The sequence below is a fragment of the Achromobacter sp. NPDC058515 genome, from assembly GCF_042721735.1.
In the GTDB taxonomy this organism is placed as follows: Bacteria; Pseudomonadota; Gammaproteobacteria; order Burkholderiales; family Burkholderiaceae_B; genus Achromobacter.
The window spans coordinates 40989-64954 of sequence record NZ_JBHXNI010000009.1; the positions used below are offsets into that span (position 1 = coordinate 40989).

The 23966-nt window shown below is 66.7% G+C and carries 17 protein-coding genes; 3 read left to right on the top strand and 14 right to left on the bottom strand.

Features of this window, described 5'->3' with window-relative positions:
• Positions 1-153 precede the first annotated feature (153 nt).
• The 11 genes from ACFWP0_RS16680 to ACFWP0_RS16730 form a co-directional block, all read right to left on the bottom strand.
• A complete protein-coding gene (locus ACFWP0_RS16680; RefSeq protein ID WP_377844132.1) occupies positions 154-2223 on the bottom strand; it encodes a TonB-dependent siderophore receptor in 2070 nt (689 codons plus the stop codon).
• Positions 2224-2530: 307 nt separating this feature from the next.
• Positions 2531-4240 (bottom strand): AMP-binding protein, encoded by a 1710-nt coding sequence (locus tag ACFWP0_RS16685; RefSeq protein WP_377843832.1) that lies wholly within the window; start codon positions 4238-4240, stop codon positions 2531-2533.
• A 16-nt stretch (positions 4241-4256) separates the two neighbouring features.
• Positions 4257-4847: a chalcone isomerase family protein gene (locus tag ACFWP0_RS16690; RefSeq protein WP_377843834.1), complete on the bottom strand. Its 591-nt coding sequence runs from the start codon at positions 4845-4847 to the stop codon at positions 4257-4259.
• A complete protein-coding gene (locus tag ACFWP0_RS16695; protein WP_377843835.1) occupies positions 4811-5356 on the bottom strand; it encodes a DUF4442 domain-containing protein in 546 nt (181 codons plus the stop codon). Before ACFWP0_RS16695 ends, ACFWP0_RS16690 begins: the two co-directional genes overlap by 37 nt.
• Before the next feature lie 16 nt (positions 5357-5372).
• The gene (locus ACFWP0_RS16700) at positions 5373-6572 is read right to left on the bottom strand and encodes an acetyl-CoA C-acyltransferase (protein ID WP_377843836.1); all 1200 of its coding nucleotides are present in this window, start codon (positions 6570-6572) and stop codon (positions 5373-5375) included.
• Positions 6573-6581: 9 nt separating this feature from the next.
• Positions 6582-8972, bottom strand: coding sequence for a 3-hydroxyacyl-CoA dehydrogenase/enoyl-CoA hydratase family protein (locus ACFWP0_RS16705; protein WP_377843838.1), 2391 nt, complete (start codon positions 8970-8972; stop codon positions 6582-6584).
• A 55-nt stretch (positions 8973-9027) separates the two neighbouring features.
• The gene (locus tag ACFWP0_RS16710; RefSeq protein WP_377843839.1) at positions 9028-10350 is read right to left on the bottom strand and encodes an OmpP1/FadL family transporter; all 1323 of its coding nucleotides are present in this window, start codon (positions 10348-10350) and stop codon (positions 9028-9030) included.
• A 61-nt stretch (positions 10351-10411) separates the two neighbouring features.
• Entirely contained in the window at positions 10412-12376 is a 1965-nt protein-coding gene (locus tag ACFWP0_RS16715; RefSeq protein ID WP_377843840.1) for a 3-hydroxyacyl-CoA dehydrogenase NAD-binding domain-containing protein, read from the bottom strand.
• Positions 12373-13665 carry an acetyl-CoA C-acetyltransferase gene (locus tag ACFWP0_RS16720; RefSeq protein WP_377843841.1) on the bottom strand — a complete coding sequence of 431 codons (1293 nt, stop codon included), beginning with the start codon at positions 13663-13665 and terminating at the stop codon, positions 12373-12375. The genes ACFWP0_RS16715 and ACFWP0_RS16720 overlap by 4 nt, the downstream gene beginning before the upstream one ends.
• Before the next feature lie 12 nt (positions 13666-13677).
• Complete coding sequence (locus ACFWP0_RS16725; RefSeq protein ID WP_377843843.1) at positions 13678-16026, bottom strand: acyl-CoA dehydrogenase; 2349 nt, start codon at positions 16024-16026, stop codon at positions 13678-13680.
• A 124-nt stretch (positions 16027-16150) separates the two neighbouring features.
• The gene (locus ACFWP0_RS16730) at positions 16151-16816 is read right to left on the bottom strand and encodes a TetR/AcrR family transcriptional regulator (protein ID WP_377843844.1); all 666 of its coding nucleotides are present in this window, start codon (positions 16814-16816) and stop codon (positions 16151-16153) included.
• 375 nt (positions 16817-17191) lie between these two features.
• On the opposite strand from ACFWP0_RS16730, the gene ACFWP0_RS16735 reads away from it, so the two are divergent.
• The 3 genes from ACFWP0_RS16735 (at position 17192) to ACFWP0_RS16745 (ending at position 21129) form a co-directional block, all read left to right on the top strand.
• A complete protein-coding gene (locus ACFWP0_RS16735; RefSeq protein ID WP_377843846.1) occupies positions 17192-18796 on the top strand; it encodes a hypothetical protein in 1605 nt (534 codons plus the stop codon).
• A 559-nt stretch (positions 18797-19355) separates the two neighbouring features.
• Entirely contained in the window at positions 19356-20105 is a 750-nt protein-coding gene (locus ACFWP0_RS16740; RefSeq protein WP_377843847.1) for a response regulator transcription factor, read from the top strand.
• Between the two features lie 358 nt (positions 20106-20463).
• Entirely contained in the window at positions 20464-21129 is a 666-nt protein-coding gene (locus ACFWP0_RS16745) for a DNA-binding response regulator (protein ID WP_377843849.1), read from the top strand.
• A gap of 120 nt (positions 21130-21249) precedes the next feature.
• On the opposite strand, the gene ACFWP0_RS16750 is transcribed toward ACFWP0_RS16745, so the two are convergent.
• The 3 genes from ACFWP0_RS16750 to ACFWP0_RS16760 are packed head-to-tail and all read right to left on the bottom strand — an operon-like array spanning position 21250 to position 23962.
• Positions 21250-22521, bottom strand: a complete 1272-nt coding sequence (locus tag ACFWP0_RS16750; protein WP_377843850.1) for a glycosyltransferase WbuB — start codon at positions 22519-22521, stop codon at positions 21250-21252.
• Positions 22518-23078 (bottom strand): putative colanic acid biosynthesis acetyltransferase, encoded by a 561-nt coding sequence (locus ACFWP0_RS16755; RefSeq protein WP_377843852.1) that lies wholly within the window; start codon positions 23076-23078, stop codon positions 22518-22520. Before ACFWP0_RS16755 ends, ACFWP0_RS16750 begins: the two co-directional genes overlap by 4 nt.
• Positions 23075-23962 (bottom strand): glycosyltransferase family 2 protein, encoded by an 888-nt coding sequence (locus ACFWP0_RS16760; RefSeq protein WP_377843854.1) that lies wholly within the window; start codon positions 23960-23962, stop codon positions 23075-23077. Before ACFWP0_RS16760 ends, ACFWP0_RS16755 begins: the two co-directional genes overlap by 4 nt.
• Positions 23963-23966 lie beyond the last annotated feature (4 nt).

Here is a 23966-nt window from a genome sequence, read left to right on the forward strand (position 1 = left end):
GGGGTCTCCAAGACGATTTTTCTGGGTTGCAGACGTTCATGCGTGCGTCTGTCGTACGGTGGAAAAATCGTAGTGTACACCTGTACGTACAGCATGTACGTACAGGTGTGGTTCCCGCTGGGGGCCGTCCCTATCCAGGGACGGATAGTCCGGTCAGAAGCGGTAGGCGCCGCTGAGCATCACCGTGCGGCGCGCGCCGTAGAAGCAGTCGCCGCGGTCCAGGCAGACCACTTCATAGGTGCGGTCCGCGATGTTGTTGACGTTCAGCGCATAGCGCCACGGCCCGTTGTCGTAGCTGACCATGGCGTCGAACAGCGTGACCGAAGGCGTCTCCGGCGCGCCGCCGTCGCGGAACGACGACAGGTAGCGCACCCCCGCGCCCACGGCGAAGCCCGGCTGGTTGGCGATGGCGAAGCGGTACTTGCCCCACAGCGACGCCATGTGCTTGGGCATGCCTTCAAGCTGCGGATCGATATCGGTGTAGATGTAGTTGGCGATCACGTCCACTTCCTTCGTGACGCGGCCGCGCATCTCCAGTTCCACGCCGCGCGTGCGCGTCTTGCCCGCCTGGATCTGGTTGTTGGGATTTTCCGGATCGTTGGTCTGGCGGTTGCTTTCGCGCAGATCGTAGGCGGCCGCGGTGAATTCCATGTCGGCGCCCGCGGGCATGTACTTGACGCCGGCCTCCCATTGCTTGCCGCGCATGGGCTTCCAGCGCTGGTTGAAGAAGTCGGCGCCCGCGATCGGGGTGAACGATTCGCTGTAGCTCACGTAGGGCGACCAGCCGTTGTCGGCCGCGTACATCAGGCCGAAGCGCTTGGTGGTGGCAAGGTCGGTTTCCTTGTCCTGGCCGTCCGTCGTGCTTTCCGCGCGGTCGCGGCGGATGCCGGCGAGGAAGATCCAGTTCTTGTCGAACTTGATCTGGTCCTGCGCATAGAAGCCCAGCTGCTGCTGCCTTTGCTTGGGCTTGTCGGACAGCTCGTAGTCCGGCGCGTTGCCGTAGACCGGGTGGTACAGGTTCAGCGGCGCGCCCAGGCCGCTGGCCGTCTGGCCGGTTTCGCGGTAGCGCGAATAGTCCATGCCCACGATGACGGTGTGTTCGGTGCGGCCCCAGTTCAGCTTGCCTTCCAGGTTCTGGTCGGCCAGCAGGGTGCGCATGCGCGGCTTGTTGATGTAGTAGAAGCGGTCGGTGGTGGTCTGCTCGGGGTCGATGTAGGAATCGCCGCGCCGGTCGCCGTACACATTGGGATAGAGCGACTTGTAGTCCACGCGGCTGACGGTGTTGCGGAAGTTCTGGCGGAACTTCCAGGTGTCGTTGAACTTGTGCTCGAACAGCCAGCCCACGTTGAACTGCTCGGTGTCGTAGGCGTCGAAGCCGGGCTCGCTGACGAAGCGGCGCGTCGGGATACGGCCGTTCGGATTGTGCGATACGGTCCCGCTCCAGGGCAGGAACGACTGCGTCGTCCCGGACCTGTCCTTCTGCCAGGAGGCCTGCAGCGTGAGCGAGGTGGCCGCGCTGGGCTGCCACGTGAGCGAGGGCGCCAGGAACAGGCGGTCGTCCTGGGCATACTGCATCTGGGTATCGCTGTCGCGCCCGACCGCGACCACGCGGTACAGCCACTGGCCGTCCTCGGTCAGGGGGCCGGTCAGGTCGGCCTGGATCTCGCGGCGGTTGTAGTTGCCCAGCAATACGCCGATCTCGCCCTGCTGTTCGGCCTGCGGGCGCTTGCTGACCAGGTTGACGATGCCGCCGGTGCTGCCCTGGCCATAAAGCATGGACGAGGGCCCGCGCAGCACTTCCACGCGCTCCATCCCGTACACCTCGGTGCGCGGGTTGTTGAAGTTGAAGAACTGGCGCAGGCCGTCCAGGTACTGCACCGGCTCCACGCCGCGGATCCGCACATAGTCGCCGCGGTTGTCGACGCCATACGCGTTGGGCCGGACGCCGGCCGCGTAGTTCATGGTGTCCTGCACATTCTGCGCGCCCTGGTCGATGATCTGCTGGCGCGGAATGATGGTGATGGCCTGCGGTGTTTCGGACAGCGGCGTATCGGTCTTGGTGCCGGTCGCGCTGCGCCTGGCCACATAGCCTTCCACCGGGCCGGTCGCGGTCTCGCCGGTGCCCGTGACCTGCACGGCAGGCAGCGTGGTGGTCTGCTCGGCGGGTTGCGCGTGCGCGGCGGCGGCGCCCAGGCAGGCTGCCAGCGCGGCGACGGCGGGCAAACGGGGGTGGAGCCGCGCGCGGAGCGCGGGCTGGGAATGGTGGCGTTTCAAGAGAGCTCCCCACTGGCCTCGGAGAGGTAGGGCCAGTTACGTATAGAAATGACAACGATAATTATTATTGATTGTGATGCCATCGGAGCCAATAGCCGCGGCGGGCCCAAGATGTAAAAAAGGCCCCTTATCCGGGGCGGATGCCGGGGCGAAGTTGGGAAAACCGAATGTTTTCAGCGGCTTGGGGGCGATTCTCGCGCGCGGGGCAAAATGGGGCGGTTGTTGGTGCGGCGCGACACTGGCGGGCCGCCGTCTTTCAAGCCTTGATCGAGGGCTGGGCTTCGGGCGGGACGGGAGCCGCCTGTTGAGCGGCCGGTTTGAGTTCGCGGCGCAGGATCTTGCCCACGTTGGTGCGCGGCAGATCGTCGCGGAACTCGACATGGCGCGGCACCTTGTAGCCCGTCAGTTGGCTGCGGCAGTGCGCGATCAGCGTTTCGGCGTCCAGCGCGGGATCCTTGCGGATCACGTACAGCTTGACCGCCTCGCCCGAGCGTTCGTCCGGCACGCCCACGGCCGCCACCTCGCGCACGCCGGGATGCAGCGCGGCGACGTCCTCGACCTCGTTCGGGTACACGTTGAACCCGGACACCAGGATCATGTCCTTCTTGCGGTCGATCAGGAACACGTAGCCGGTCTCGTCGACGTAGCCGATGTCGCCGGTGCGCAGGAAGCCGTCCGGATACATGACCAGCGCCGTTTCGTCGGGGCGGTTCCAGTAGCCCTGCGTGACCTGGGGCCCCCGCACGCAGATCTCGCCGCTTTCGCCGATGTCCAGCTCGCGGCCCTCGTCGTCGCGGATGGAGAGGTCGGTGGACGGCACGGGCAGGCCGATAGACCCCGTGAAGACCTTTACGTCCAGCGGATTGATGGTGACGGCAGGCGAGGTCTCGGTCAGCCCGTAGGCCTGCGCGATCGACCTGCCCGTCACGGCGCGCCAGCGGTCGGCGACCGAGCGCTGCACCGCCATGCCCCCGCCCATGGTCAGGCGCAGCCGGGAGAAGTCCAGGCGGGCGAAGTCCGGGTGGTTGAGCAGGGCGTTGAACAGCGTGTTCACGCCGGTGAAGGCCGAAAACGGCACCTTGCCCATTTCCTTGATCAGGCCGGCGATGTCGCGCGGATTGATGATGAGAAGGTTGCTGGCGCCCATCTTCATGAAGGTCAGGCAGTTCGCCGTGAGCGCGAAGATGTGATAAAGCGGCAAGGCCGTCACGATGCATTCTTCGCCGTCTTTCACCAGCGGCCTTACCCAGGCGTAGGCCTGGCTCACGTTGGCCACCAGGTTGCCGTGCGACAGCATCGCGGCCTTGGCTACGCCTGTCGTGCCGCCCGTGTATTGCAGGCAGGCCAGGTCGTCTGGCGTCAGCGCGACCTCGGCGAACGGGGCCTGGCGTCCCGCGCGCAGCGCGTCGCCCAGGCGAACAGCGCCCGGCAGGGACCAGGCCGGCACCATGCGCTTGACGCGGCGAACCACGAAGTCCACCAGGCGGCCCTTCACCGGCCCCAGCATCTCGCCGATGGAGGTGACCAGCACGCGTTCTATCGCCGTCTTGGGCAAAGCCTTTTGCAAGGTGGCCGCGAAGTTGTCCGCCACGACGATGGCGCGGGCGCCCGAGTCGGCCAGCTGGTGTTCAAGCTCGTGCGCCGTGTAGAGCGGGTTGCAGTTGACCACGATGCAGCCGGCGCGCAGCGCGCCGAACAGGCAGACCGGGTACTGCAGCAGATTGGGCATCATCAGCGCGATGCGGTCGCCGTGGCCCAGGCCGTTGGCGTGCAGCCATGCCGCGAAGCTGCGCGTCAGCGCGTCGAGTTCCGCGTAGCTGATCGACTTGCCCATGCTGATGTACGCGGTCTTGCCGGGAAAGCGGCGGCAGCTTTCCTGGACGATCGAGACCAGGGTCGTGGCGCCGTCGGTGTCGATCTCCGCGGGAACGCCGGAGGGATAGCTCTTGTGCCAGATTCGTTCCATCGTTGTGGGATTCCGCCTAGTTGCCCAACAGGGCTTTCTTCAGGGAGGCCTGCGCGGGGTTGTCGCCCAGCCAGACGCGCAGCAGGGCGCGCGCGAATTCGGGGCTGTCGATGCGGCCGCGCGGCTTGCCGTTGCTGGCGACCGCGACGCCCCGGGCATCGAAGTCCAGGTCGACCACATCGCCTTCGCGGGCGGTGCCGATCTCGGCCATGAGGCCGGACAAGCGCTGCGCGGGCTCCTTCAGCGCGGCAAGCTCCTGTTTGGACGTATTGTCGCGCAAACCCTCCTGCAGCGCCTCGTCCAGGCTCTTGCTGTCCACATCGCGCAGCAGCTGCAGGCGGATGCGGCGCGGCTCCGCGCTGTTGATCAGCGCGGCCGCGTCGCCGGTTTTCTTCGTGGCATACAGCGCGGCTACGTAGACCTTCACGACAAACTTGGTGCGCAGGCCGGCGCCGTTGAGCACCAGCGCATGGCCGCCTTCGGACAGCTGTTGGGGCACGCGCACGCCGGCGACTTCCATGTCGGCGGAAAACGCGGGCGCGCCTGCCAGGCTGGCCGCAAGGATGAGGCTCAGGGCGGCGGTTCGCCCTCCGGGGATGCTATGCATTTGTCTCCTCCTGTGTTCTTCTGCTTGTAGAACTTCTTGTCGGCGATGTAGATCGTGCGTTCCACGACGGCGTACACGATGCCGTCCTTGTCCTTCAATTCCACTGTGTAGCTGCGGGTGGTCTCGTGGTCCCGCGCGAGGATTTCGCGGATGTCCGCGATTTCCCCGGGCGGCAGGCGGAAGTCCGCGTACAGGGTGGTGTAGGCGGGCTTGCGAAAGCGGATCGACGCCGCCTTGTCCCACACGATGTGATCCGCGCCCAGCGCGGACATCAGCATGGTGGGATGGGCGCCGTCGGTGACCGCGAACAGCGAGCCGCCATACATCGACCCCACGATGTTGCGGGTGCGGCGAAGCAAAGGCAGCTTGATGCGGATGTGCTGGAAGTCCGGCGACACGTGCACCACCCGGCCGCCGGTGGCGCGAAATGCCGGATGCAGATTGAATCCCACCCGCATCAGGCGCGCGCGCCATTCCGGCGACAGGTTCTTGAACCAATAGGGCTTCACGCGCGCACCGTCCCGGCTACATGGCCTCGAACAGGCCGGCCGCGCCCATGCCGGTGCCGATGCACATCGTGACCAGCCCGTACTTGCCGCCCGTGCGCCGCAGGCCGTGCGTGATGGTGGCGGTGCGGATCGCGCCGGTGGCGCCCAACGGGTGGCCCAGCGCAATCGCGCCGCCTAGCGGGTTGACCTTGGCGGGATCGAGCTTGAGTTCGCGGATGACGGCCAGCGATTGGGCTGCAAAGGCCTCGTTCAGCTCGATCCAGTCCAGCGCGTCCTGCGTGATGCCGGCGCGTTCGAGCACCTTGGGAATGGCGGCCACGGGCCCGATGCCCATGATCTCGGGCGGCACGCCCGCGACGGCGAAGCTGACAAAGCGCGCCAGCGGGCTCAGGTTGAATTCGCGCAGGATGCGGTCGGACACCAGGATCACGGCGGCGGCGCCGTCGGACATCTGCGAGCTGTTGCCGGCGGTGACGCTGCCGCGCGCCGAGAACACCGGCTTCAGGCGCGCCAGGGCCTGGGCGCTGCTGTCCGGGCGCGGTCCTTCGTCGACCTCGACCAGCCTGCGCACGACCCGGACCGCGCCGCTGGCGCCGTCGGGCAGGTGCGACACCACTTCGTAGGGCGTGGTCTCGGCGCGGAAATGGCCGGCGGCGATGGCGGCGCAGGCCTTCTGGTGCGAGGCCAGCGCAAAGGCGTCCTGATCCTCGCGCGACACCTTCCAGCGCTCGGCGACCTTTTCGCCCGTCAGGCCCATGCCGAAGGCCATGCCGATGTTCTCTTCATGGGCGAAGATGGCGGGGTTCATCGATACCTTGTTGCCCATGATCTGCGGCATGGCGCTCATGGACTCGGTGCCCGCGCCGATCATGATGTCGGCTTCGCCCGTGCGGATGCGGGCGGCGGCATCCGCCACCGCCTGCAGCCCGGACGCGCAGAAGCGGTTCACGGTGACCCCGGCCACGCTTTGCGGCAGGCCCGCCAGCAAGAGGCCGATGCGCGCGACGTTCATGCCTTGTTCGGCTTCGGGCATGGCGCAGCCGGCAATCACGTCGTCGATGCGCGCGGGGTCCAGGCCGGGCGCTTGCGCCAGCGCGCCGTTCAGCGCGGCGGCCAGCATGTCGTCGGGACGGGTGGTGATGTAGGCGCCGTTGCGCTTGCCCACCGGCAGGCGCGTGGCGGCGACGATGTAGGCGTCTTGAATCTGCTTCGTCATGATGGTTCCTTAGTTGCGCAGCGGCTTGCCGGTGTCCAGGGTGTGGCGGATGCGGGCCTGGGTCTCCGGCGTGCGCAGCAGCGCGACGAATTCCTTGCGTTCCACCGCCAGCAGCCATTCCTCGTCGACCTTGGCTCCGGTCTCGACCTCGCCGCCGCACAGCGCGACGGCCGCGCTGCGCGCCACGCGGTAATCGTGGGCGCTGATCATGCCGCCTTCGCGCATGTTGACCAGCACCATCTCGAAGTTGGCGATGCCGTTGCGGCCCGCCACGGGGATGTCCTTCAAGCGGGCAGGCGGCGTGTAGCCCGCCTGGGCGGCGGCGCGCGCCTGGCCGATGGCGACGAACAGCAGCTCGTCGGGATGGAACAGCACGATGTCGTGTTCACGGGCAAAGCCCGCATCGATGGCTTCCAGCGCGCTCTTGGCCACCTGCGCCATGGCGATGGTCTGGAAGACGGGTTGCAGGTAGGGGAAGACCTCGCCGGGCGTGGCGGTCTTGGCCGCCAGCGCCGCGGCGCGGCCGGCGAACTCCTTGCTGCCGCCGCCCGCGGGAATCAGGCCCACGCCGGCCTCGACCAGCCCGATATAGCTTTCCAGCGCCAGCACGCGATGCGAGGCGTGCATCAGGAATTCGCAGCCGCCGCCCAGCGCCATGCCTTGCACGGCCGCGACGGTGGGGATCTGCGCGTACTTGAAGGACTGCGAGGCGCGCTGGAATTTTTCCACCGTGGCTTCCAGCATGTCCCACTGGCCGGCGGCGCAGGCTTCGACCACCTGCTGCAGGTTGGCGCCCACGGCGAAGGGCGGCTCGTGCCAGATGACCAGGCCATCGAACTCGCGTTCGGCCTTCGCCACGGCGGCGAGCACGCCTTCCAGCACTTCGGCGCCCAGCGTGTGGTTCCTGGACGTGACCGACAGGATGGCGATGCCGGGATCCACGCGGGGCAGATTCCACAGGCGCACGCCTTCGTTTTCCCAGACCGTGACGCCGCGGTCGTCGCGGGCTTCGCCGAACACGCGTTCGGGGAAGAGCTGGCGGGCATACACCGGCAGCGCCGATCGCGGATGCAGCTTGCCGGTTCTTGCGGAATACGAGCCCTCCGGCGCGTGCACGCCCTGGCGGGCGGGCTCCAGCGCCCAGGCGGGCAGGGGAGCGTCGCTCATGGCGCGGCCGGCGGCGATGTCCTCGGCCACTGCCGCGGCGATGGCCTGCCAGCCGGCGGCCTGCCAGGTTTCGAAGGGGCCTTGCGACCAGCCGAACCCCCAGCGCATGGCCAGGTCCAGGTCGCGCGCATTGTCGGCGACGCGCTCAAGCTGCACGGCGCTGTAGTGGAAGATGTCGCGGAACAGGCTCCACAGGAATTGGGCCTGCGGATGTTCGCTGGCGCGAAGCAGGGCGAAGCGCTTGGCCGGATCGCGTTCCTTGAGCAGCGCGGCGACCTCGTCGGCCAGTTTGCCCGCGCTGGGCACATAGTCCTGCGCCTTCAGGTCCAGCACCAGGATGTCGCGGCCCTGCTTGCGGTAGACGCCGGCGCCCGTCTTCTGGCCCAGCGCGCCCTTGCCGATCAGCGCGGACAGCCAGGCGGGCAGCGCGAAGTAGCGGTGCCACGGATCGTCCGGGAGGTTCTTTTCCATGGTGCCCACCACGTGGGCCAGCGTGTCCAGGCCGACGACGTCGGCAGTGCGGTAGGTGGCGCTCTTGGGACGGCCGATCTTGGGGCCGGTCAGCGCGTCGACCTCGTCAAAGCCCAGTCCCAGGCGCTCAGTGTGGTGCATGGCGGCCAGGATGGAGAACACGCCGATGCGGTTGGCCACGAAGTTGGGGGTGTCCAGCGCGCGGATCACGCCCTTGCCCAGCGTCGAGGTCAGCCACGTTTCCAGCTGGTCCGGCACGGACGCTTGCGTGTGGGAGGTGGCGATGATTTCCACCAGCCGCATGTAGCGGGGCGGATTGAAGAAATGGATGCCGCAGAAGCGGCCGCGCAGGGCGGCGGGCAGCGCGTTGGCCAGCGCGTCGATGGACAGGCCGGACGTGTTGGAGGCAATGATGGCGTCTGGCGAGACATGCGGCGCGATGCGCTCGTAGAGCGCCGTCTTCCAGTCCATGCGCTCGGCGATGGCTTCGATGACCAGGTCGCAGCCGCGCAGGCGCTCCAGGTGATCGTCGTAGTTCGCCGGCGTGATCAGCGCCATGCGGGCGGCGCCCGCCAGCGGGGCCGGCTCCAGTTTCTTCAGGCCGGCCAGCGCTTTCTTGACGGTGCCGTTGCGGTCGCCTTCGGGTGCGGCCAGATCGAACAGCGTGACGGGCACGCCGGCATTGGCCAGGTGGGCGGCGATCTGCGCGCCCATGACGCCGGCACCCAGGACGGCGACGTGTTTGACGACGAACTTGCTCAAGGAAGTCTCCTGAAAAGGCGGGCGGGCGGCGCGGCGGCCGTCCGCCCGTTCAAGGCTAGAAGCGGGACGACAGCTGCAGGCCGAAGATGTGGCCGCTGCTGTCATAGGTGCCCGCCACGCGGCCCTTGGTCATCTGGTTGCCGGACGTCGTGTCGATGTCCGTCTTGCGCAGGTACAGATAGGTATAGCCCACGTCCAGCGTGGTGCTCTTGGTGGCCGCCCATTGCACGCCCGTCGAGAACCAGTAGCGGTTGTTGTCGGGCAGGGACGTCGGGCGGTCGGCGGCGTCGTGCACCGGCGACTGGTCGTACGCCAGGCCGAACTTCCACTTCCAGTCGGGCGCGAACTTGTAGTTGGCGCCCAGGGCGACACGCCAGGTATCGCGGAAGTTCAGCGGCAGGTCGTCGTCGCGCGCGCCGGGTCCCGAATTGCGGATCTTCAGGTCGGGGATGCTGCTCCAGCCCGTCCACGAGACGTCGCCCAGCAGCTCCCACTTTTCGTTGAGCTGGTGCGTGGCGCTCAGGATCAGCGTGTCGGGCAGGTCCACCGACGCCTTGGCGTCGAACGACACCGATTGCCGGGTGGGGCCGATGTTGTCGATGTCGGTGTCGCCCTTGGCCGTGTGCTTGATCTTCGAGCGGTACGACAGGCCGATGCGGGTGTCTTCCGTCGGCTGCAGCATGAAGCCCACGTTCCAGCCCCAGGCGTCGCCCTTGAGGTTCAGGTCCGCGTCGCCGTTGGTGGCCAGAGGCAGGCCGGCGATGGGCACCACGGTCTTTTTCTTGTAGTTGGCGTCGATGTGCTGCCAGTTCACGCCAAAGCCCATCGAGAACTTCTCGTTGACCTTGTAGGCGATCGAGGGGTTGACGTTGATGGTCTTGATCTCGAATTTGTTCGAGTGATACTGGCCCACCCAGCCGTCGTCGTATTCGGTCATCAGGCCGAAGGGAGCGCCCACGCCCAGGCCGATGTACCACTGTTCGTTCAACTGCCAGGAGGCATAGAGGTTGGGGACGACGCCCAGGTGGCCCGCGTCTCCGCCGTTGCCGCCGGTGGGGACCGAGCCATTCAGGCCGGAGCCGGGGATGCCGGGAACGCTGGGATTGCGGCTGTTGCCGTTGTCCGAGAATTTGAACGAAGGCTTGATCAGATTGACCCCGCCGGAAACGTTGATGCCCGGCAGGTACGTCATGCCTGCAGGATTGAAATAAATGATGCTGGCGTTTTCCGGATTTGCCGCCGAGCCCGCGTACGCGTTGCCCAGGCCGCTGGCGTTCTGCTCTAAAAGCTGAAAGCCGGCGGCATGTGACGTTGCGGATGCGCCCAAGCCGACCACGATGGCCGACAAGGTGCTCAGGGACAATGAACGTCTGCTCATGGTATTGCCTCCTCGAGTTGGATGTGTGTCTCTCTTCCACTGCCGGGCTTGGCGCCCCGGTCTATTCGGCCTGAGCCGGTTTGCTGCTGTGCTGCGTGTTGCTGTCTTGGTAATGCAGGGGCCCGCCCGTGAATGGCGCAAAGCCCGTTCCGAAAATGACGCCGGCGTCGGCCAAGTCGGCATCGGCCACGATGCCGGCGTTCACGCGCTGCCGCGTGGCGTCGACCAGCGGCTGGATCAGGCGCTGCGCCAGGCCGGCGGGGGCGCGGGCGGCATCCGCGCCGCCCGGTTTGACCGGCTTGCCGTCGCGCCACGTATAAAAGCCCTTGCCGCTTTTCTTGCCCAATTCGTTGCGCGCCAGCCGCTCGGCCAGGCACCGGGGCGGCTCGGCGCCGCCGGCCAGTTCCTCGCCCGCTGCGCGCGCAATGTCCAGGCCCACGGTATCGGCCAGCTCCAGCGGCCCCATCGGCATGCCGAAGGCCACCATGGCGGCGTCCACGGCTTGCGGCGCGACGCCCTCGTCCACGCTGCGCATGGCCTGCAGCATGTAGGGCGCCAGCACGGCGTTGACCAGGAACCCGGGCGCGCTCTTGACGGGCAGCGCCAGCTTGTCGATCTGGCCGACAAAGGCGCATGCACGGGCCTGGGCGGCGGGGGCGTCGCCGTCCGCGTGCACCACCTCGACCAGGGGCATCTTGGCCACCGGATTGAAGAAGTGGATGCCCACCAGGCGGTCCGGGCGCGCAAGGCCCGAGCGCAGGGTCTCCAGCGACAGGCTGGAGGTGTTGGTGGCGAGCAGGGCGTCCGCCTTCATGCGGGGCTCAAGCGACAGGTACAGGGCGCGCTTGGCCTCGGGCTGCTCGCTGATGGCTTCGATGACGATGTCGGCCAGCGGCACGCCGTGGGCGGCCGGGTCGGGGACCAGCCGGTCGAACGCGGCGCGCGCCAGCCGGGGATCCTTCAGGCGGCGCGTAAAGAGCTCGGCGGCGCGCTTGACCGCGGGCGCGATGCGAGCCATGTCCTGGTCCTGCAGCGTGACCGTCATGCCCTTGAGCGCGCACCAGGCCGCGATGTCGCCGCCCATCACGCCGGCTCCCACCACGTGCACGTGGCGCGCGGGCGCAACGCCGGTCTGCTTGCCGTTGGCCTTCAGGCGCTCCTGCAGGCGGAACACGCGCAGCAGGTTGCGGGCCGTGCCGGAGGAGATGATGCCGTCGATCAGCTCGGGCGCCTTCAAGGCGTTGCCGCCGTGCTTTTCCCAGATCGTCACGATGGCGGGCGCGGCGGGATAGTGGCCCAGCGGGTCCTTGGCAGCGATCTGCTTGCGGGCGCGATTGGCCACGATGGACTTCAGCGGCCAGCGGTTTGCCCAGCCGCCCGGGCCGCGCGCGCGCCGGGGCGGCTTGCGCGACAGCACGGTCTGGCGCGCCGCCGCCAGCAGCAGGCGGGGCGGCACGCGTGCATCGGCCAGGCCCAGCGCGGCGGCGCGGCGGGCGTCGGCCCCGCGGCCGGTCAGCATCATGTCCAGCGCGGCGGGCGCGCCGATCACCTGCGGCAAGCGCAGCATGCCGCCCCAGCCGGGGAAGATGCCCAGCATGACTTCGGGCAGCGCGAGCGACGTGCCGGGCTGATCGGCCACCAGCCGGTAGCGGCAGGCCAGCGCCAGTTCCAGGCCGCCGCCCAGGCAATGGCCCTGGATCAGCGCCAGGGTGGGATAGCGCACCGCGGCCAGGCGGTTCATGAGATTCCAGCCGCGCGCCACCAGCGCGCGGCCCTGTTCGGGCGTGTCCAGGCTGGCAAACTCGTTGACGTCGGCGCCCACGATGAAGCCCGTGGCCTTGCCGGATTGAATGATCAGCCCCTTGGGCGGATCGGCGTCCAGCGCGTCCAGCACCACGCCAAGCTCGGCCATGGTGTCGGCCGACAGGGCGTTGACGGCGCTGCCCGCGCGGTCGAACGTCAGCCAAGCCAGCCCGTCGGGCTCGCGGTCCAGGCGCCAGTGGGAAAGCGTGTCCAGTGCCGTCATGGCCGGTCCTCGTCCAGGGTTTCAACCAGCATCGCGCCGCCTTGGCCGCCGCCGATGCAGATGGCCGCCATGCCGCGCCGGGCGCCGCGGCGCTTCAGCGCTTCGAGCAGATGCAGCACGATGCGGGCGCCGGACGCGCCCACGGGATGGCCGATCGCGATCGCGCCGCCGTCCACGTTGAGCCTGGCGGGGTCCAGTTCTCCCCACGCCGGCGTGCCGAAGTTCTCCTGGCAATAGGCCTCGTCGCGCCACGCGGCCAGGCAGCCTAGCACCTGCGCGGCGAAGGCCTCGTTGATTTCCCACAAATCCAGGTCATTCAGGCCGAGTCCATGGCGCTGCAGGATGGGGGTGGCGGCATGCACGGGGCCCAGGCCCATTTGCGCGGGGTCCAGGCCGGCCCACTGGCTGTCGAGGATGCGGCCCAGCGGGCGCAGGTTCCATTTGCTGACGGCCTCTTCGGAGGCCAGCACCAGCATCGCCGCGCCGTCGGTCACCTGCGAGCTGTTGCCCGCGGTGATATTGCCCCAGGGCTTGTCGAAGACGGGCTTGAGCTTGGCCAGCTTTTCAGGCGTGGAGTCGTCGCGCACGCCGTCGTCGTCGGCGTAGAGCTTGCCCTGCGTGTCGATCAGCGGCGTGATCTCGGGCATGCCCGCCGCGCGGGCCGCCAGCGCGCGCCGGTGGCTGCCGGCGGCATAGGCGTCCATCGCGGCGCGGTCGATGCCGAAGAGGGTGGCGACGTTCTCGGCGGTCTGCCCCATCGACAGGCCCACGACCGGGTCCGTCAGCCCCTTGAGCAGGCCGATGACGGGCGCCAGGTTCTTCAGCCTGAAGCCGCCCAGCGCCGCGAGTTTTGCGCCCAGGCCGCGCGCCGCATACCAGCGCGCCAGCCAGCGCACCATGTCGTCGGAGAACAACACCGGCGCGCGCGAGAGCGCGTCCGTGCCGCCGGCCAGCACCAGTTGCGAGCGGCCGGACTGGATGTTGGCGATGCCCGAATCCAGGGCCTGCATGCCGGACGCGCAGTTGCGCATCACGGTCCAGCCGGGCACGCGGTTGCCGCAGCCCAGGCGCAGGGAGATCACGCGGCCGATGTTCACTTCGTCGGGCGATGGCGCGGCGCAGCCCACGATGACCTCGTCCAGGTCCGTGGGCGCGTAGGGCTGGCGCAACAGCAGGCCGCGGCCGGCCTGCACGGCGAGGTCGCCGGCGGAGAAGGGGCCCGGGCCGGTGCGCGCCTTCAGGAAGGGCGTACGCGAGCCATCGACGACGTAAACCGGTTTGAATGCCATCCGTTCCCTCGCTCAGGCGACCTTGCGTTCGGCGGCGGGCTGGGCCGCGCCGGTGGCGCCAAGGTCAAAGGGGAAATCATCCACTTTCACCACCGTATCGCGCAAGCGGTTGCGGCGCTTCACGACCGCATATTCTTCTGCCGTGATGCCGCCGATCGCGACCGCGGCGTCGGCGATGTCGCGCACATTGGCCTGCGGATTGCCGTCCAGCGCGCCGCGCTTTTCAAGCTCGCGGATCTTGGCTTCGATGGGCTCGGCCTCCAGCGTCGCGGCCAGCGCCTGCTCGATGGCGCCCACGGGCTCGTCGGCGCTGTCGGGCAGGTGGCAGCCGGCCGTCAGCCGGTCGCGCGTCGCGCTGGGGCTGATCAGCAGGCGCGCCACTTCCTGGCCAAGCTGGTCCGACGGCTGAGTCTGGCTGTGGCCCCAGGGGAAGATGATGCGGCGCAGGCTCCAGGCGACGAAGCGGTTGGGATAGTTTTCCAGCACGCCGTCGAAGGCTTCCTGCGCCTTGAACAGCGCGTCCTGGATGGACCAGTGCGCCAGCGGCGCGTCGGCGGCCTGGCGGCCTTCATCCTCGAAGCGCTTGAGCGTGGCGCTGATCAGGTACATCTGCGAGAGCACGTCGCCCAGGCGCGCCGACAGGCGCTCGCGGCGCTTCAGGCTGCCGCCCAGCACCAGCATCGAGGTGTCGGCCAGCAGGGCGAAGGCGGCAGAATAGCGGCTGAGCAGCTGGTAGTAGCGCTTCATGCCCGGCGCCACGTCGGCGTTCACGCCGACAAAGCGCGCACCGGTCAGCGCAGTGCCCAGCGCGCGCAGCTTGTTCTTCGCCACAAAGCCCACATGGCTCCAGAAGGCGCGGTCGAAGTCGGTCAGCCCCTGCTGGCGGTCGGGCGACTGCGCGGCCTGCATCTCGGCCAGCACATAGGGGTGACAGCGGATCGCGCCCTGGCCGAAGATGATCAGGCTGCGGGTAAGGATGTTGGCGCCTTCCACGGTGATGCCGATGGGAATCTGCTGGTAGGCGCGGCCCAGGAAGTTGGACGGTCCCAGGCAGATGCCCTTGCCGCCGATCACGTCCATGCCGTCGTTGACGACCTGGCGCGCGCGTTCCGTCACGTGGTATTTGACGATGGCCGACACCACCGAGGGCTTTTCGCCCAGGTCCACGGCGCCCGCCGTCATGCTGCGCGCGGCGTCCATCATGTAGGTGTGGCCGCCGATGCGGGCCAGCGCCTCTTCCACGCCTTCGAACTTGCCGACGGGCGTGCGGAACTGGCTGCGCACCCGCGCATAGCCGCCCACGGCGCGCGCCGTCAGCTTGGACATGCCGGTGTTGGAGGAGGGCAGCGAGATCGAGCGGCCCGCGGCCAGGCATTCCATCAGCATGCGCCAGCCCTGGCCGGCCATGGCGGGGCCGCCGATGATGAAGTCCAGCGGCATGAAGACTTCGGCGCCGCGCGTGGGCCCGTTCATGAACATGGCGTTCAGCGGGAAGTGGCGGCGGCCGGTGTCCACGCCGGGGTGGTCGTGCGGCACCAGCGCGCAGGTGATGCCCAGGTCTTTCGCGCCGCCCAGCAGGCCCTCGGGGTCATACAGGCGGAACGCCAGGCCCAGCAGGGTGCAGACGGGCGCCAGCGTGATATAGCGCTTGTCCCAGGTGACCTTCATGCCGATCACTTCGCGGCCCTGCCATTCGCCCTTGCAGACGATGCCGCTGTCGGGGATGGCGGCGGCGTCCGAGCCGGCCCACGGGCTGGTCAGCGCGAAGGCGGGCACTTCCTCGCCGCGCGCCAGGCGCGGCAGGTAGTGGTTCTTCTGCTCGTCGGTGCCGTAGTGCAGCAGCAGTTCGGCGGGCCCGAGCGAGTTGGGCACCATGACCGACACGGCCAGCGCCGACGAGCGCGTGGACAGCTTGGTCACGATTTCGGAATGGGCAAACGCGGAGAAGGCGAGGCCGCCGTATTCCTTGGGGATGATCATGCCCAGGAAACCCTCGGCCTTCAGGTAGTTCCAGACTTCGGCGGGCAGGTCGAAGCGCTCTTGGGTGACGCTCCAGTCATTGACCATGCGGCAGGCGGTCTCGGCCTGGTTGTCCAGGAAGCGCTGCTCCTCGTCCGTCAGGCGCGGGCGGGGGTAGGCCAGCAGGCGGCTCCAGTCGGGCCGGCCGCGGAACAGTTCGCCTTCCCACCACACCGTGCCCGCTTCCAGCGCATCGCGCTCGGTGTCCGACATCTGCGGCAGCACCTTGCGGTACATGTTGAAGATCGGGGCGGACAGCAATGCCCGGCGGATGGGACGCACGCCCAGCGCGACGGCGACCAGGAGCGCGATGACAACCAGCGCGAGGATGACTGCGTTCATTTCTTTGTCTCCGTGAATTGTCCAATCAAGGTGTCTGACACCGTCGAGAGATGAACTCCAGTCTGCGCAGGCGTCTCATCGGTGTCAGACACCTTTGTCATCGGTGTCAGACACCTTCCAATCATTAGGGCACCTGCGGCAGCGGCGCGCGCAGGCCGCCAAGCAGGAAGCTCATCAGGCGGGGCAGCAGCAGGTCCGGGTTGTTGGGCTGTTCGGCTTCGTCGATGGTCCAGCCGGTGACCGACCGCAGCAGGTCGGTGCCGATGATGGCGTACGACGTGGCGCCGAGCATGAACTGGAAGCGCCACATGATTTCGGCCTTGGGCACGTCCGGCAGCGCCGCGAACAGCGCATTGCGGTAGCGGTCAAGCACGTCGGCGTATTCCTCGGCGAACAGCGCGCGTATGAAATCAGAGGGGTCCGTCATGGTGCGTTCGAGCAGCGGCAGGAACGTGCTGCCGGCCTGGGCGGGGTCGGCTGCCAGCCGCAGCAGCGTGCCGAAGAAGGCGTCCACGATCTGCGACGGCTTTAAGGGCTTGCCTCCGGATTGCGCCTCCAGTTCGTCCAAAAGGCGCAGGCGCTCGCGATTCAGCACTTCCAGGCGGCGTTTTAGCACCGCCTGCACGAGTGACTCCTTGGAGCCGAAGTGGTAGTTCACCGATGCGAGGTTCACGCCGGCGACGCCGGTGATCTGGCGCATGGAGGTGCCGTCGTGGCCCTGTTGCGCGAACAGGGCTTCGGCGGTGTCCAGAATGGTTTCGCGGGTGGTGAGGGATCTGATTTCTTGCATAAGGTTGAATTCAAACGTTTGTTTAAAAATATTATGCGTGAGCCTTGGACGAGAAGCGAGCCTCGGCTATCCCCAATAGGGTTTACCCCTAACTTCGCGGCTCCGACTCTGGCCGGCCATCGTTGGGCCGCTCCACTCCGCCGGATGGATGACGCCAAACCGGGCTTGCGGATGAGCGCAATTCAAGGTGGGAGGGTGAGGCTGAGCCGTTCGTCCTCGGACGGCCGCCCTAGGATGAATGTGGTCTGGAAGCGAGGCGCAAAACGCCGCAGTATCAGCGCGAGGACTTGAATGCATTGCCCCGTGTACGCGCCTGGTGAAACCTTCGCCGTTTCGGCGCGGCAGGCTGATCGCCCAGATACAGGAGCAGGAGAAATGAAGACCTACAGAGTGGGACTGCTGGTTGACGGGTATGAGCAACCCGGCTGGATGCATGAGATGGTTGAGTGGCTCGTCCATAGTCAGGATTTCGAACTCGCCGCGCTGCTGGTGATGAGCAGCGAGGGCATCGACAAGGCGCCCCGCCTGGGCGTGAAGGCGTTGTTCGGCACGCTTTCGCGCCTGGAGGGCAAGCTCCTGCCGCAGAAGCAGAGGCTGATGCTGGCGTGCCGCGACTTGCGCGAGAGCCTGCCGTCGGACGCGGTGCCGGTGCTGCCGCTGGAGCCGGGCGCGGAGGATGCGGCAGGGCAGCGCGAAGTCGACGTCCTGGAGCTCGACCTGGTGATCACCCTGGGCGCGTCGCTGGCGACGCGCGCGCAGATGATGGGCTGGGCGCGCCTGGGCGTATGGCAGCTGAGCTATTCGGATATTGCGGTGGCGACCAGCCGCTATGCCGGGTTCTGGGAGGTCTTCCAGCGCGAGGATCACACCACCGTGAAACTCTGGCGGATCGCGGCGAACGCGGACGAGGACGAGCTGCTGGACCAGCGCAGTTTCAACACGGAAGTGTTCTGGCTGAAGAATCAGGCGCGCGCATTCAGTTTGGGAAATTTCATGCTTTACGATGCCCTGCAGACCCTGGCCCGCGCCACCCAGGGCGTCGCGCCGCCCGGCATGCAGATCATGAGCGGCCCGCGCCGCGCCGATCCCGCGGAGTGGGATAGCGCGGCATATATCGCTCGCCAGGCCTGGTTAATGTCGGATTTGATTGTGCGGCGCATCATGAAGCGCAATGTGCGCTGGCGGATTGGTATGTTTCCGTCGGCCCGGCAACAAGCGGTGGTTTCGGAGGCAATGGTATTGCAGCCGCCCAAGGGCAGATTTTTTGCGGACCCGTTTGTATATACCCACGACAAGAAGCCATATATATTCTTCGAGGATTATGATTTCACTTCCCGCAAGGGCACGATTTCAGTCGCGACCTACTCCGACGGGGCTTTCCGGCTGCTTGGCACCGCGCTGAACCTGCCTTACCACCTGTCATTTCCGTATATATTCGAACACGACGGCGTGACGTACATGGTGCCGGAGACGTGTGGAAATCGCAGTATCGAGCTCTGGAAATGCACTGAATTTCCGCTTAAATGGGAGCTTGACGTAAATCTGATGACGAATATATCGGCGGTTGACACCATTATTTTCAAACACGGAGAATATTGGTGGCTATTAACTAATATCGACAGGACGGATGGCCAAAGCCATTGCGACGAGCTGTTCGCGTTCTTTTCCGATTCGCCGCGCTCGACGGAGTGGACGCCGCACGCCTGCAACCCGATCGTGCGCAACCCGATGCGCGCGCGCAACGCCGGAATCGTTGTCTCGCCTAGCGGAGACGTGATCCGCTGCGCCCAGTACCAGGGCTTCTGTCACTACGGCAAGGGCGTGTCGCTCAACCGGATCGAAGAGCTTTCCCCTTCCACCTACGTCGAAACCGATGGCGAGATCCACTACGCCAGCTTCCTGAGAAAACGCCATGCTTCAATGCACCATTGGCATCACCAGGGGGGGCACACGGTATTTGACTTCGCCTACATGGAGTAAATCCGTCCGCCGGCACGAAAATAAAAATGTTACCTATATTTCGAATGCAGGGAACGCGCCCGGGCATAATGTGTCCGCAGATACATATAGACAGCTTTCCCCTCACATACAGCTGTTTCGAGCCGCGTCCGGCGGATGTCCCGGCGCGGCATTTTTTCGTCTGTAACAATGGTGGGAGCGCGGTTGCAGGCGCCCCTGCGGAGATTTTCCATAGGGAAAACGCAGAGATGCGGCAGAGGGGCTGGTGGAAACCCTAGCGGTAAAAAGGAGGAGATGATCGTCTCATCCGTATTTAGGATCGTGATTAAGGCTAACGAATGATTTCTGATTTTATCGGATTATATCGCCCTGAAACGTCTTGATTTTGACAAATCCGAACCATAAGATGGGTTCATGCCATCCGTTATGTTGGCTACCAAAGTCTCCCAGCCCAAATGCCCCGGTCCAGCTTCATTAGATATTCCGGGATATGCGGTCCACCCCCGCGGGGCTGGAAAAAAAATAGTCTTCAGCACAGCGAAGATCCCTTCTAGGCCCGTCGAAAAACCGGGAGGACACCATGGCCAAGATGGTCCTGATTGAAGCCCATCCGCTCTTGCGGTTGGGGTTGTGGCAGATACTGAGCAAGTTGGACGATGTGTGGGAAATCGAGGGGATGGGCTTGGCGGATGTGTCCAAGGCCGATGGCGTGCATGCTGGCGCCGATCTCCTGATCTATGGATTGCCGGTGGATACCGACGAGGCCTGGAGCGCCTTGCACGAGATCCAGCGCGTGCTGACGCCGAAACGGATTCTTCTGTTGACGGATGTCATGCCCTTGCCGATGCCGGTGCAGGGCCTGCCTGGCGCGAGCGTCTACGGTTGCCTGATGAAAACGGCCTCGGTCGAGATTCTCGAGGCCGCGATTCGCCTGGTCATGGCGGGCGGGCAGTGCTTCCCCAGCGAACAGGCGCTGCAGGCTCCGGCTTCGACGGTCTGCGCCCTGCCGGCACGGGACGCGGACGATGGCGCATCCAAGGGCACTATGCCTGTCAGCGCGGGAGCGCAGTTGCTTCAAATCACGCCGCGCCAGTACGAAGTGCTGGTGTTGCTGGCCAGGGGCTATCCGATCAAGACCGTCAGCCGCATGCTGAATATTTCCGTGGCGACGGCCAAGACGCATGCGTGCACGCTCTACCAGCGTCTGCATGTCAAGAACAAGGGCGAGGCCGTATACGCGGCGCTGCAGCGCGGCGCGACCTTGGAATGGCATGAACCGAATGGCAGGGATGCGGACGCCGGGCAGCTTTATGGGCGCAAGCTTGGGTAGTCGACGGGATGCGCTGCCTGCCCGGCAGCATGGAACGCGCTTGTTCCGCAGCTGCCGGGTTCGCGCATAGCCATCGCGGCTAAGGCATACACAGCAGTATCCGCAGTTGCAGTGCTGCTGCTTTCCTCCACCAATCATCCTCCTGAACGAGATTCAGCGGACGTAGCCGCTGATAGCATGGGTTGTGTCCGCAAGCATGGATTGAGAGGGCGAATCACTTAGTCTCGCCATTGCGATTCAATGCCGCGGACGAGATTCCCTTGAATCTGGCGAAGCGCATGAACCCGCGCCTCGCGCCGCGCTGCGCCAGCGTCTTGGGAACCGTGTATGGGCCATGCGTCACAAGGTTCTTCCCGGGATGACAACCGTACTGATCGAAGACTACGCTCTGCTTCGTGTCGCAATCCAGCATGTGCTGGAACGTGTGCGGAACGCCGACGATATCCTGGCCATTTCGCCAGCCCATCTGCTCAATATGTCCAGCTCGATAAACCGCCCAGTGGAGTTGCTGGTGGTCGGTTGCAGCGGGGTGGCTGAACAGGACGTAGGGCTCCTATCGCAGGCGATGGCTTTCTTCATGCCCCGGCTGGTGCTGGTGCTTTATTCCGCCCTGGACCAGAGCGTGATGGCCGCCTGCGCGCGGGCGGGGGTGGCGGGCTATCTGCCCAAGGCCTCCAGTCCCGACGCGCTGGCCGCGGCGGTCAGCCTGGTGATGGCGGGGGGCGAGTGCTATCCGCAGCCTGCCGGGCGGCCCCAAGGCGCCACGCACGCGCCGGTGCAGGAACTGCGCGAGCTGACGCAGCGGCAGGAAGAGATATTGCAGCTGCTGGTGCAAGGCAAGACGATGCGCGAAATCGGCCAGCAGGTGGGCATATCGGTGGCCACCGTGAAAAGCCATGCGCGCACGCTCTACTGGAAACTGAACGCGCGCAACCAGGCCGAGGCGGCCTATATCGCCGTGCAGATGGGGCTGGTCAGAAACGCCAACAGCCCTGCGCCGGGCAAGAGCGACGGCGGGGGCTGACGGGGGCTCATGGAGTCAGGGCCTGTGCGGGTTGCGATGCAGCCCGCACAGGCCCTGGTTCGTTTGGCAAGCGTCGGGCGCGCGTTCGCGGGCCCGCCAGCGGGGGCCCTGGGGCAGGGATCAGATATCGCCTTCGCGGGCGCGCGCGTCCGCGGCGGCGGGCTTGCCTTTCGAAGCCACTAGGGCTGCGAATTCGCGTTCCGCCGCAGCCAGCACGGCATCCACGTGCAGGTGGGCCAGCGCGTATTGGCGCGCGGCCGCGCCCAGCGTCTCGCGGATCTGCGAGTTGTAGCTGAGCTTGCGCACGGCTTCGGCCATGGCCACGGCGTCTTCGGGCGGCGTGAGCAGGCCGCAATGCGCCACCACGCCGGCAAGTTCCGTGCCCCGCGCCGCGCCGCACACCACCGGCCGGCCGCTGGCCAGCATGCCGGTCAGCTTGGACGGCATGACCAGGTCGGCCGCGCCGGCGCGCTGCGGCAGCAAATGGATGTCCGCCGTGTTCAGCAGCGCGCCCAGGCGTTCGGCCGGCTGCAGGTCCATGAAGACGACTCGGGCCAGTCCCTTGCATTTCTCTTGCAGCGGCACGCGTTCCGGGCCCTGCCCGCAGAACACGAACCACAGGCGGTCTTCGCGGCTGAGCCGGCGCGCCACATCCGCCAGCGTCTGCAGGCCCTGCTTGCCGCCCATGTTGCCGGAGTACAGCGCGACGATGGCGTTGCCGGGAATGCCGAGCTGCGCGCGGTAGTCCCCGCCATCGGCGCGCGGGGCAATGGCGTCGACGTCGATCCAGTTGGGCAGCAGCACGGCGCGGCCGGGGTCGACGCCCTTGGCCACCGCCAGTTCCAGCATGCGGCGTGAAATGGTGGAGACGCGGTCGAAGCGGCGCATCAGGAACCGCTCCGCGCGCTTGACCATCCCCCGCAGGCGCGCGCCCTTGAGCAGGCCCAGCTCGAACGCCGCGTCCACTTCGTAGTCCTGGATGTGCAGCCAGGCGCGGGCGCCGCACAGGCGCGCCGCGAGCCAGGCGGCGGGCGCGCAAAAGAGCGCGGGCTCCACGACCAGGATGATGTCGGGCCGGCCGGCGGCGGCGCGCAGCAGCGAGGGCAGGCTGGACAGCGCGAAGCTGGCCAGGTGGATCAGGCGCTTGAGCCCGCCGGGCCGTGCGGGCACCCAGAGCGGAGCCCGCCGCACGGTCACGCCGCGGCGCTCTTCCTTGGCGTAGCGTCCGGCGCGGTAGCCGTCGTGGACCCGCCACTGGGGGTAGTAGGGCGGCGCGGTGACCGCGCTGACCTCGTGGCCGCGCGCGGTCAGCCATTCCGCCAATTCGGCGGTGTACTTGCCGATGCCGGTCAGTTCGGGCGCGTAGTTGATGCCGTACAGGAGTATTTTCATGTCGGGCCGGCCATGCGGGGCCGGATGGGCCGGCACGGATTGCCGTGGCATACCATCGCGGGCGGCATGTTGCGAAACACCGAGCTGCGCGCGCCGACCACGGCTTCGCGTCCGATGGTCACGCCCGGGCCGACAAACACGTCGGTCGCCACCCACGCGCCTTCCTCGACGCGCACGGCCCGCTCGCGCAAGGGAAAATCGGGCTGTCCGGCGTCGTGGTCGGCCGCGCACAGGTAGCTGCGCTGCGACACCACGGCATGCGCGCCGATGTGGATGGGGCCCAGGCTGTAGATCACCGCGTCGTCGCCGATCCAGGCATAGTCCCCGATCTCCACCTTCCAGGGATAGGTCACGGTGGCCGTCGGCCGGATCAGCACCTTGTGGCCCACGCGCGCGCCGAAGCAGCGCAGCAGCCAGCGCCGGAATCCATACGCCACCTGTGGCGACCAGCGGAAAATCGTCCCCTGCACCATCCACCACAGCTGCACGGTCAAGGCCGAGCGGCCGCGCTGTCCCGGCGCCAGCGCAAACTGGTCCAAGCGCTGCAATGTGCTCATTTGGCGGCCCCCGCCACGGCATCGCGACGGGCGCTGGCGGCGCTGGCGCGCTGCGCCTTCTGGATCTCTTCGGTCTTGATGCGGATCTGCCAGTAGTACATGGCGCGCGCCACGGCGTAGTCGTAGCCGGCCTTGCCGTCCAGGAAGCCCAGGCGGAAGACGTAGGAATGCAGGAACGAGATCGGCGCCTTGAACGGCAGCGCCTGGAAGATCCGCTTGAGCAGGGAGCGCACGCCCACATTGGCTTCGCGGGGATCGTTCATGAGCCCCTTGGTGCGCAGGTTGGCTTCCCAGTCCGAATAGCGGTTGTGCTTGTCGAAATAGTGATAGAGCGAGTCATGGTCGTTGTGGACCATGCGCTGGCGCAGGGCGAAGGTCTCGCCTTCGACTTGCGGCTGGTAGTGGCCTTCCACTTCCCACATGTTGGCGACGTCCAGGTCGTCGTAGTCCAGGAAGCGGGAGCGGCCGCGGGCCAGCAGCGCCAGCTTGTAGACGCGGTGGCCGTGTTCCAGCTTCTTGCCGCAGAACACGTAGTCGAACGGCACGAAGGCGCCGCCGGCGCCCGCGGCAAAGCGCGGCAGGGCCTCGCGTATCTCGGCGGCCAGGCCGGGCGTCATTTCCTCGTCGGCATCCACGTACAGCACCACGGAATGCGTGAACGGCAACTGCTCAAGACACCATTGCTTTTTCTTGGGGTACTTGCCGTCCCATTGGAAATTCGAGATGCGGGCGCCCAGCGCCGTGGCGATCGAGCAGGTCGCGTCCGTGCTGTTGGAGTCCACCACGAAGACCTCGTCGAATTCCACCAGGGCCTTTAAACACTTGGCGATATTGCGTTCCTCGTTCTTCGTCATGACCACGACGGATACCGGTATCTTCTGCATGATG

Excerpts from the sequence above, each read along its gene's own strand:
- ACFWP0_RS16750 (WP_377843850.1), bottom strand. The coding sequence starts at position 22,521 with ATGAAAATACTCCTGTACGGCATCAACTACGCGCCCGAACTGACCGGC.
- ACFWP0_RS16725 (WP_377843843.1), bottom strand. The coding sequence starts at position 16,026 with ATGAACGCAGTCATCCTCGCGCTGGTTGTCATCGCGCTCCTGGTCGCC.
- ACFWP0_RS16715 (WP_377843840.1), bottom strand. The coding sequence starts at position 12,376 with ATGACGGCACTGGACACGCTTTCCCACTGGCGCCTGGACCGCGAGCCC.
- ACFWP0_RS16755 (WP_377843852.1), bottom strand. The coding sequence starts at position 23,078 with ATGAGCACATTGCAGCGCTTGGACCAGTTTGCGCTGGCGCCGGGACAG.
- ACFWP0_RS16735 (WP_377843846.1), top strand. The coding sequence starts at position 17,192 with ATGAAGACCTACAGAGTGGGACTGCTGGTTGACGGGTATGAGCAACCC.
- ACFWP0_RS16760 (WP_377843854.1), bottom strand. The coding sequence starts at position 23,962 with ATGCAGAAGATACCGGTATCCGTCGTGGTCATGACGAAGAACGAGGAA.
- ACFWP0_RS16690 (WP_377843834.1), bottom strand. The coding sequence starts at position 4,847 with ATGCATAGCATCCCCGGAGGGCGAACCGCCGCCCTGAGCCTCATCCTT.
- ACFWP0_RS16685 (WP_377843832.1), bottom strand. The coding sequence starts at position 4,240 with ATGGAACGAATCTGGCACAAGAGCTATCCCTCCGGCGTTCCCGCGGAG.
- ACFWP0_RS16740 (WP_377843847.1), top strand. The coding sequence starts at position 19,356 with ATGGCCAAGATGGTCCTGATTGAAGCCCATCCGCTCTTGCGGTTGGGG.
- ACFWP0_RS16745 (WP_377843849.1), top strand. The coding sequence starts at position 20,464 with ATGACAACCGTACTGATCGAAGACTACGCTCTGCTTCGTGTCGCAATC.
- ACFWP0_RS16710 (WP_377843839.1), bottom strand. The coding sequence starts at position 10,350 with ATGAGCAGACGTTCATTGTCCCTGAGCACCTTGTCGGCCATCGTGGTC.
- ACFWP0_RS16720 (WP_377843841.1), bottom strand. The coding sequence starts at position 13,665 with ATGGCATTCAAACCGGTTTACGTCGTCGATGGCTCGCGTACGCCCTTC.
- ACFWP0_RS16700 (WP_377843836.1), bottom strand. The coding sequence starts at position 6,572 with ATGACGAAGCAGATTCAAGACGCCTACATCGTCGCCGCCACGCGCCTG.
- ACFWP0_RS16730 (WP_377843844.1), bottom strand. The coding sequence starts at position 16,816 with ATGCAAGAAATCAGATCCCTCACCACCCGCGAAACCATTCTGGACACC.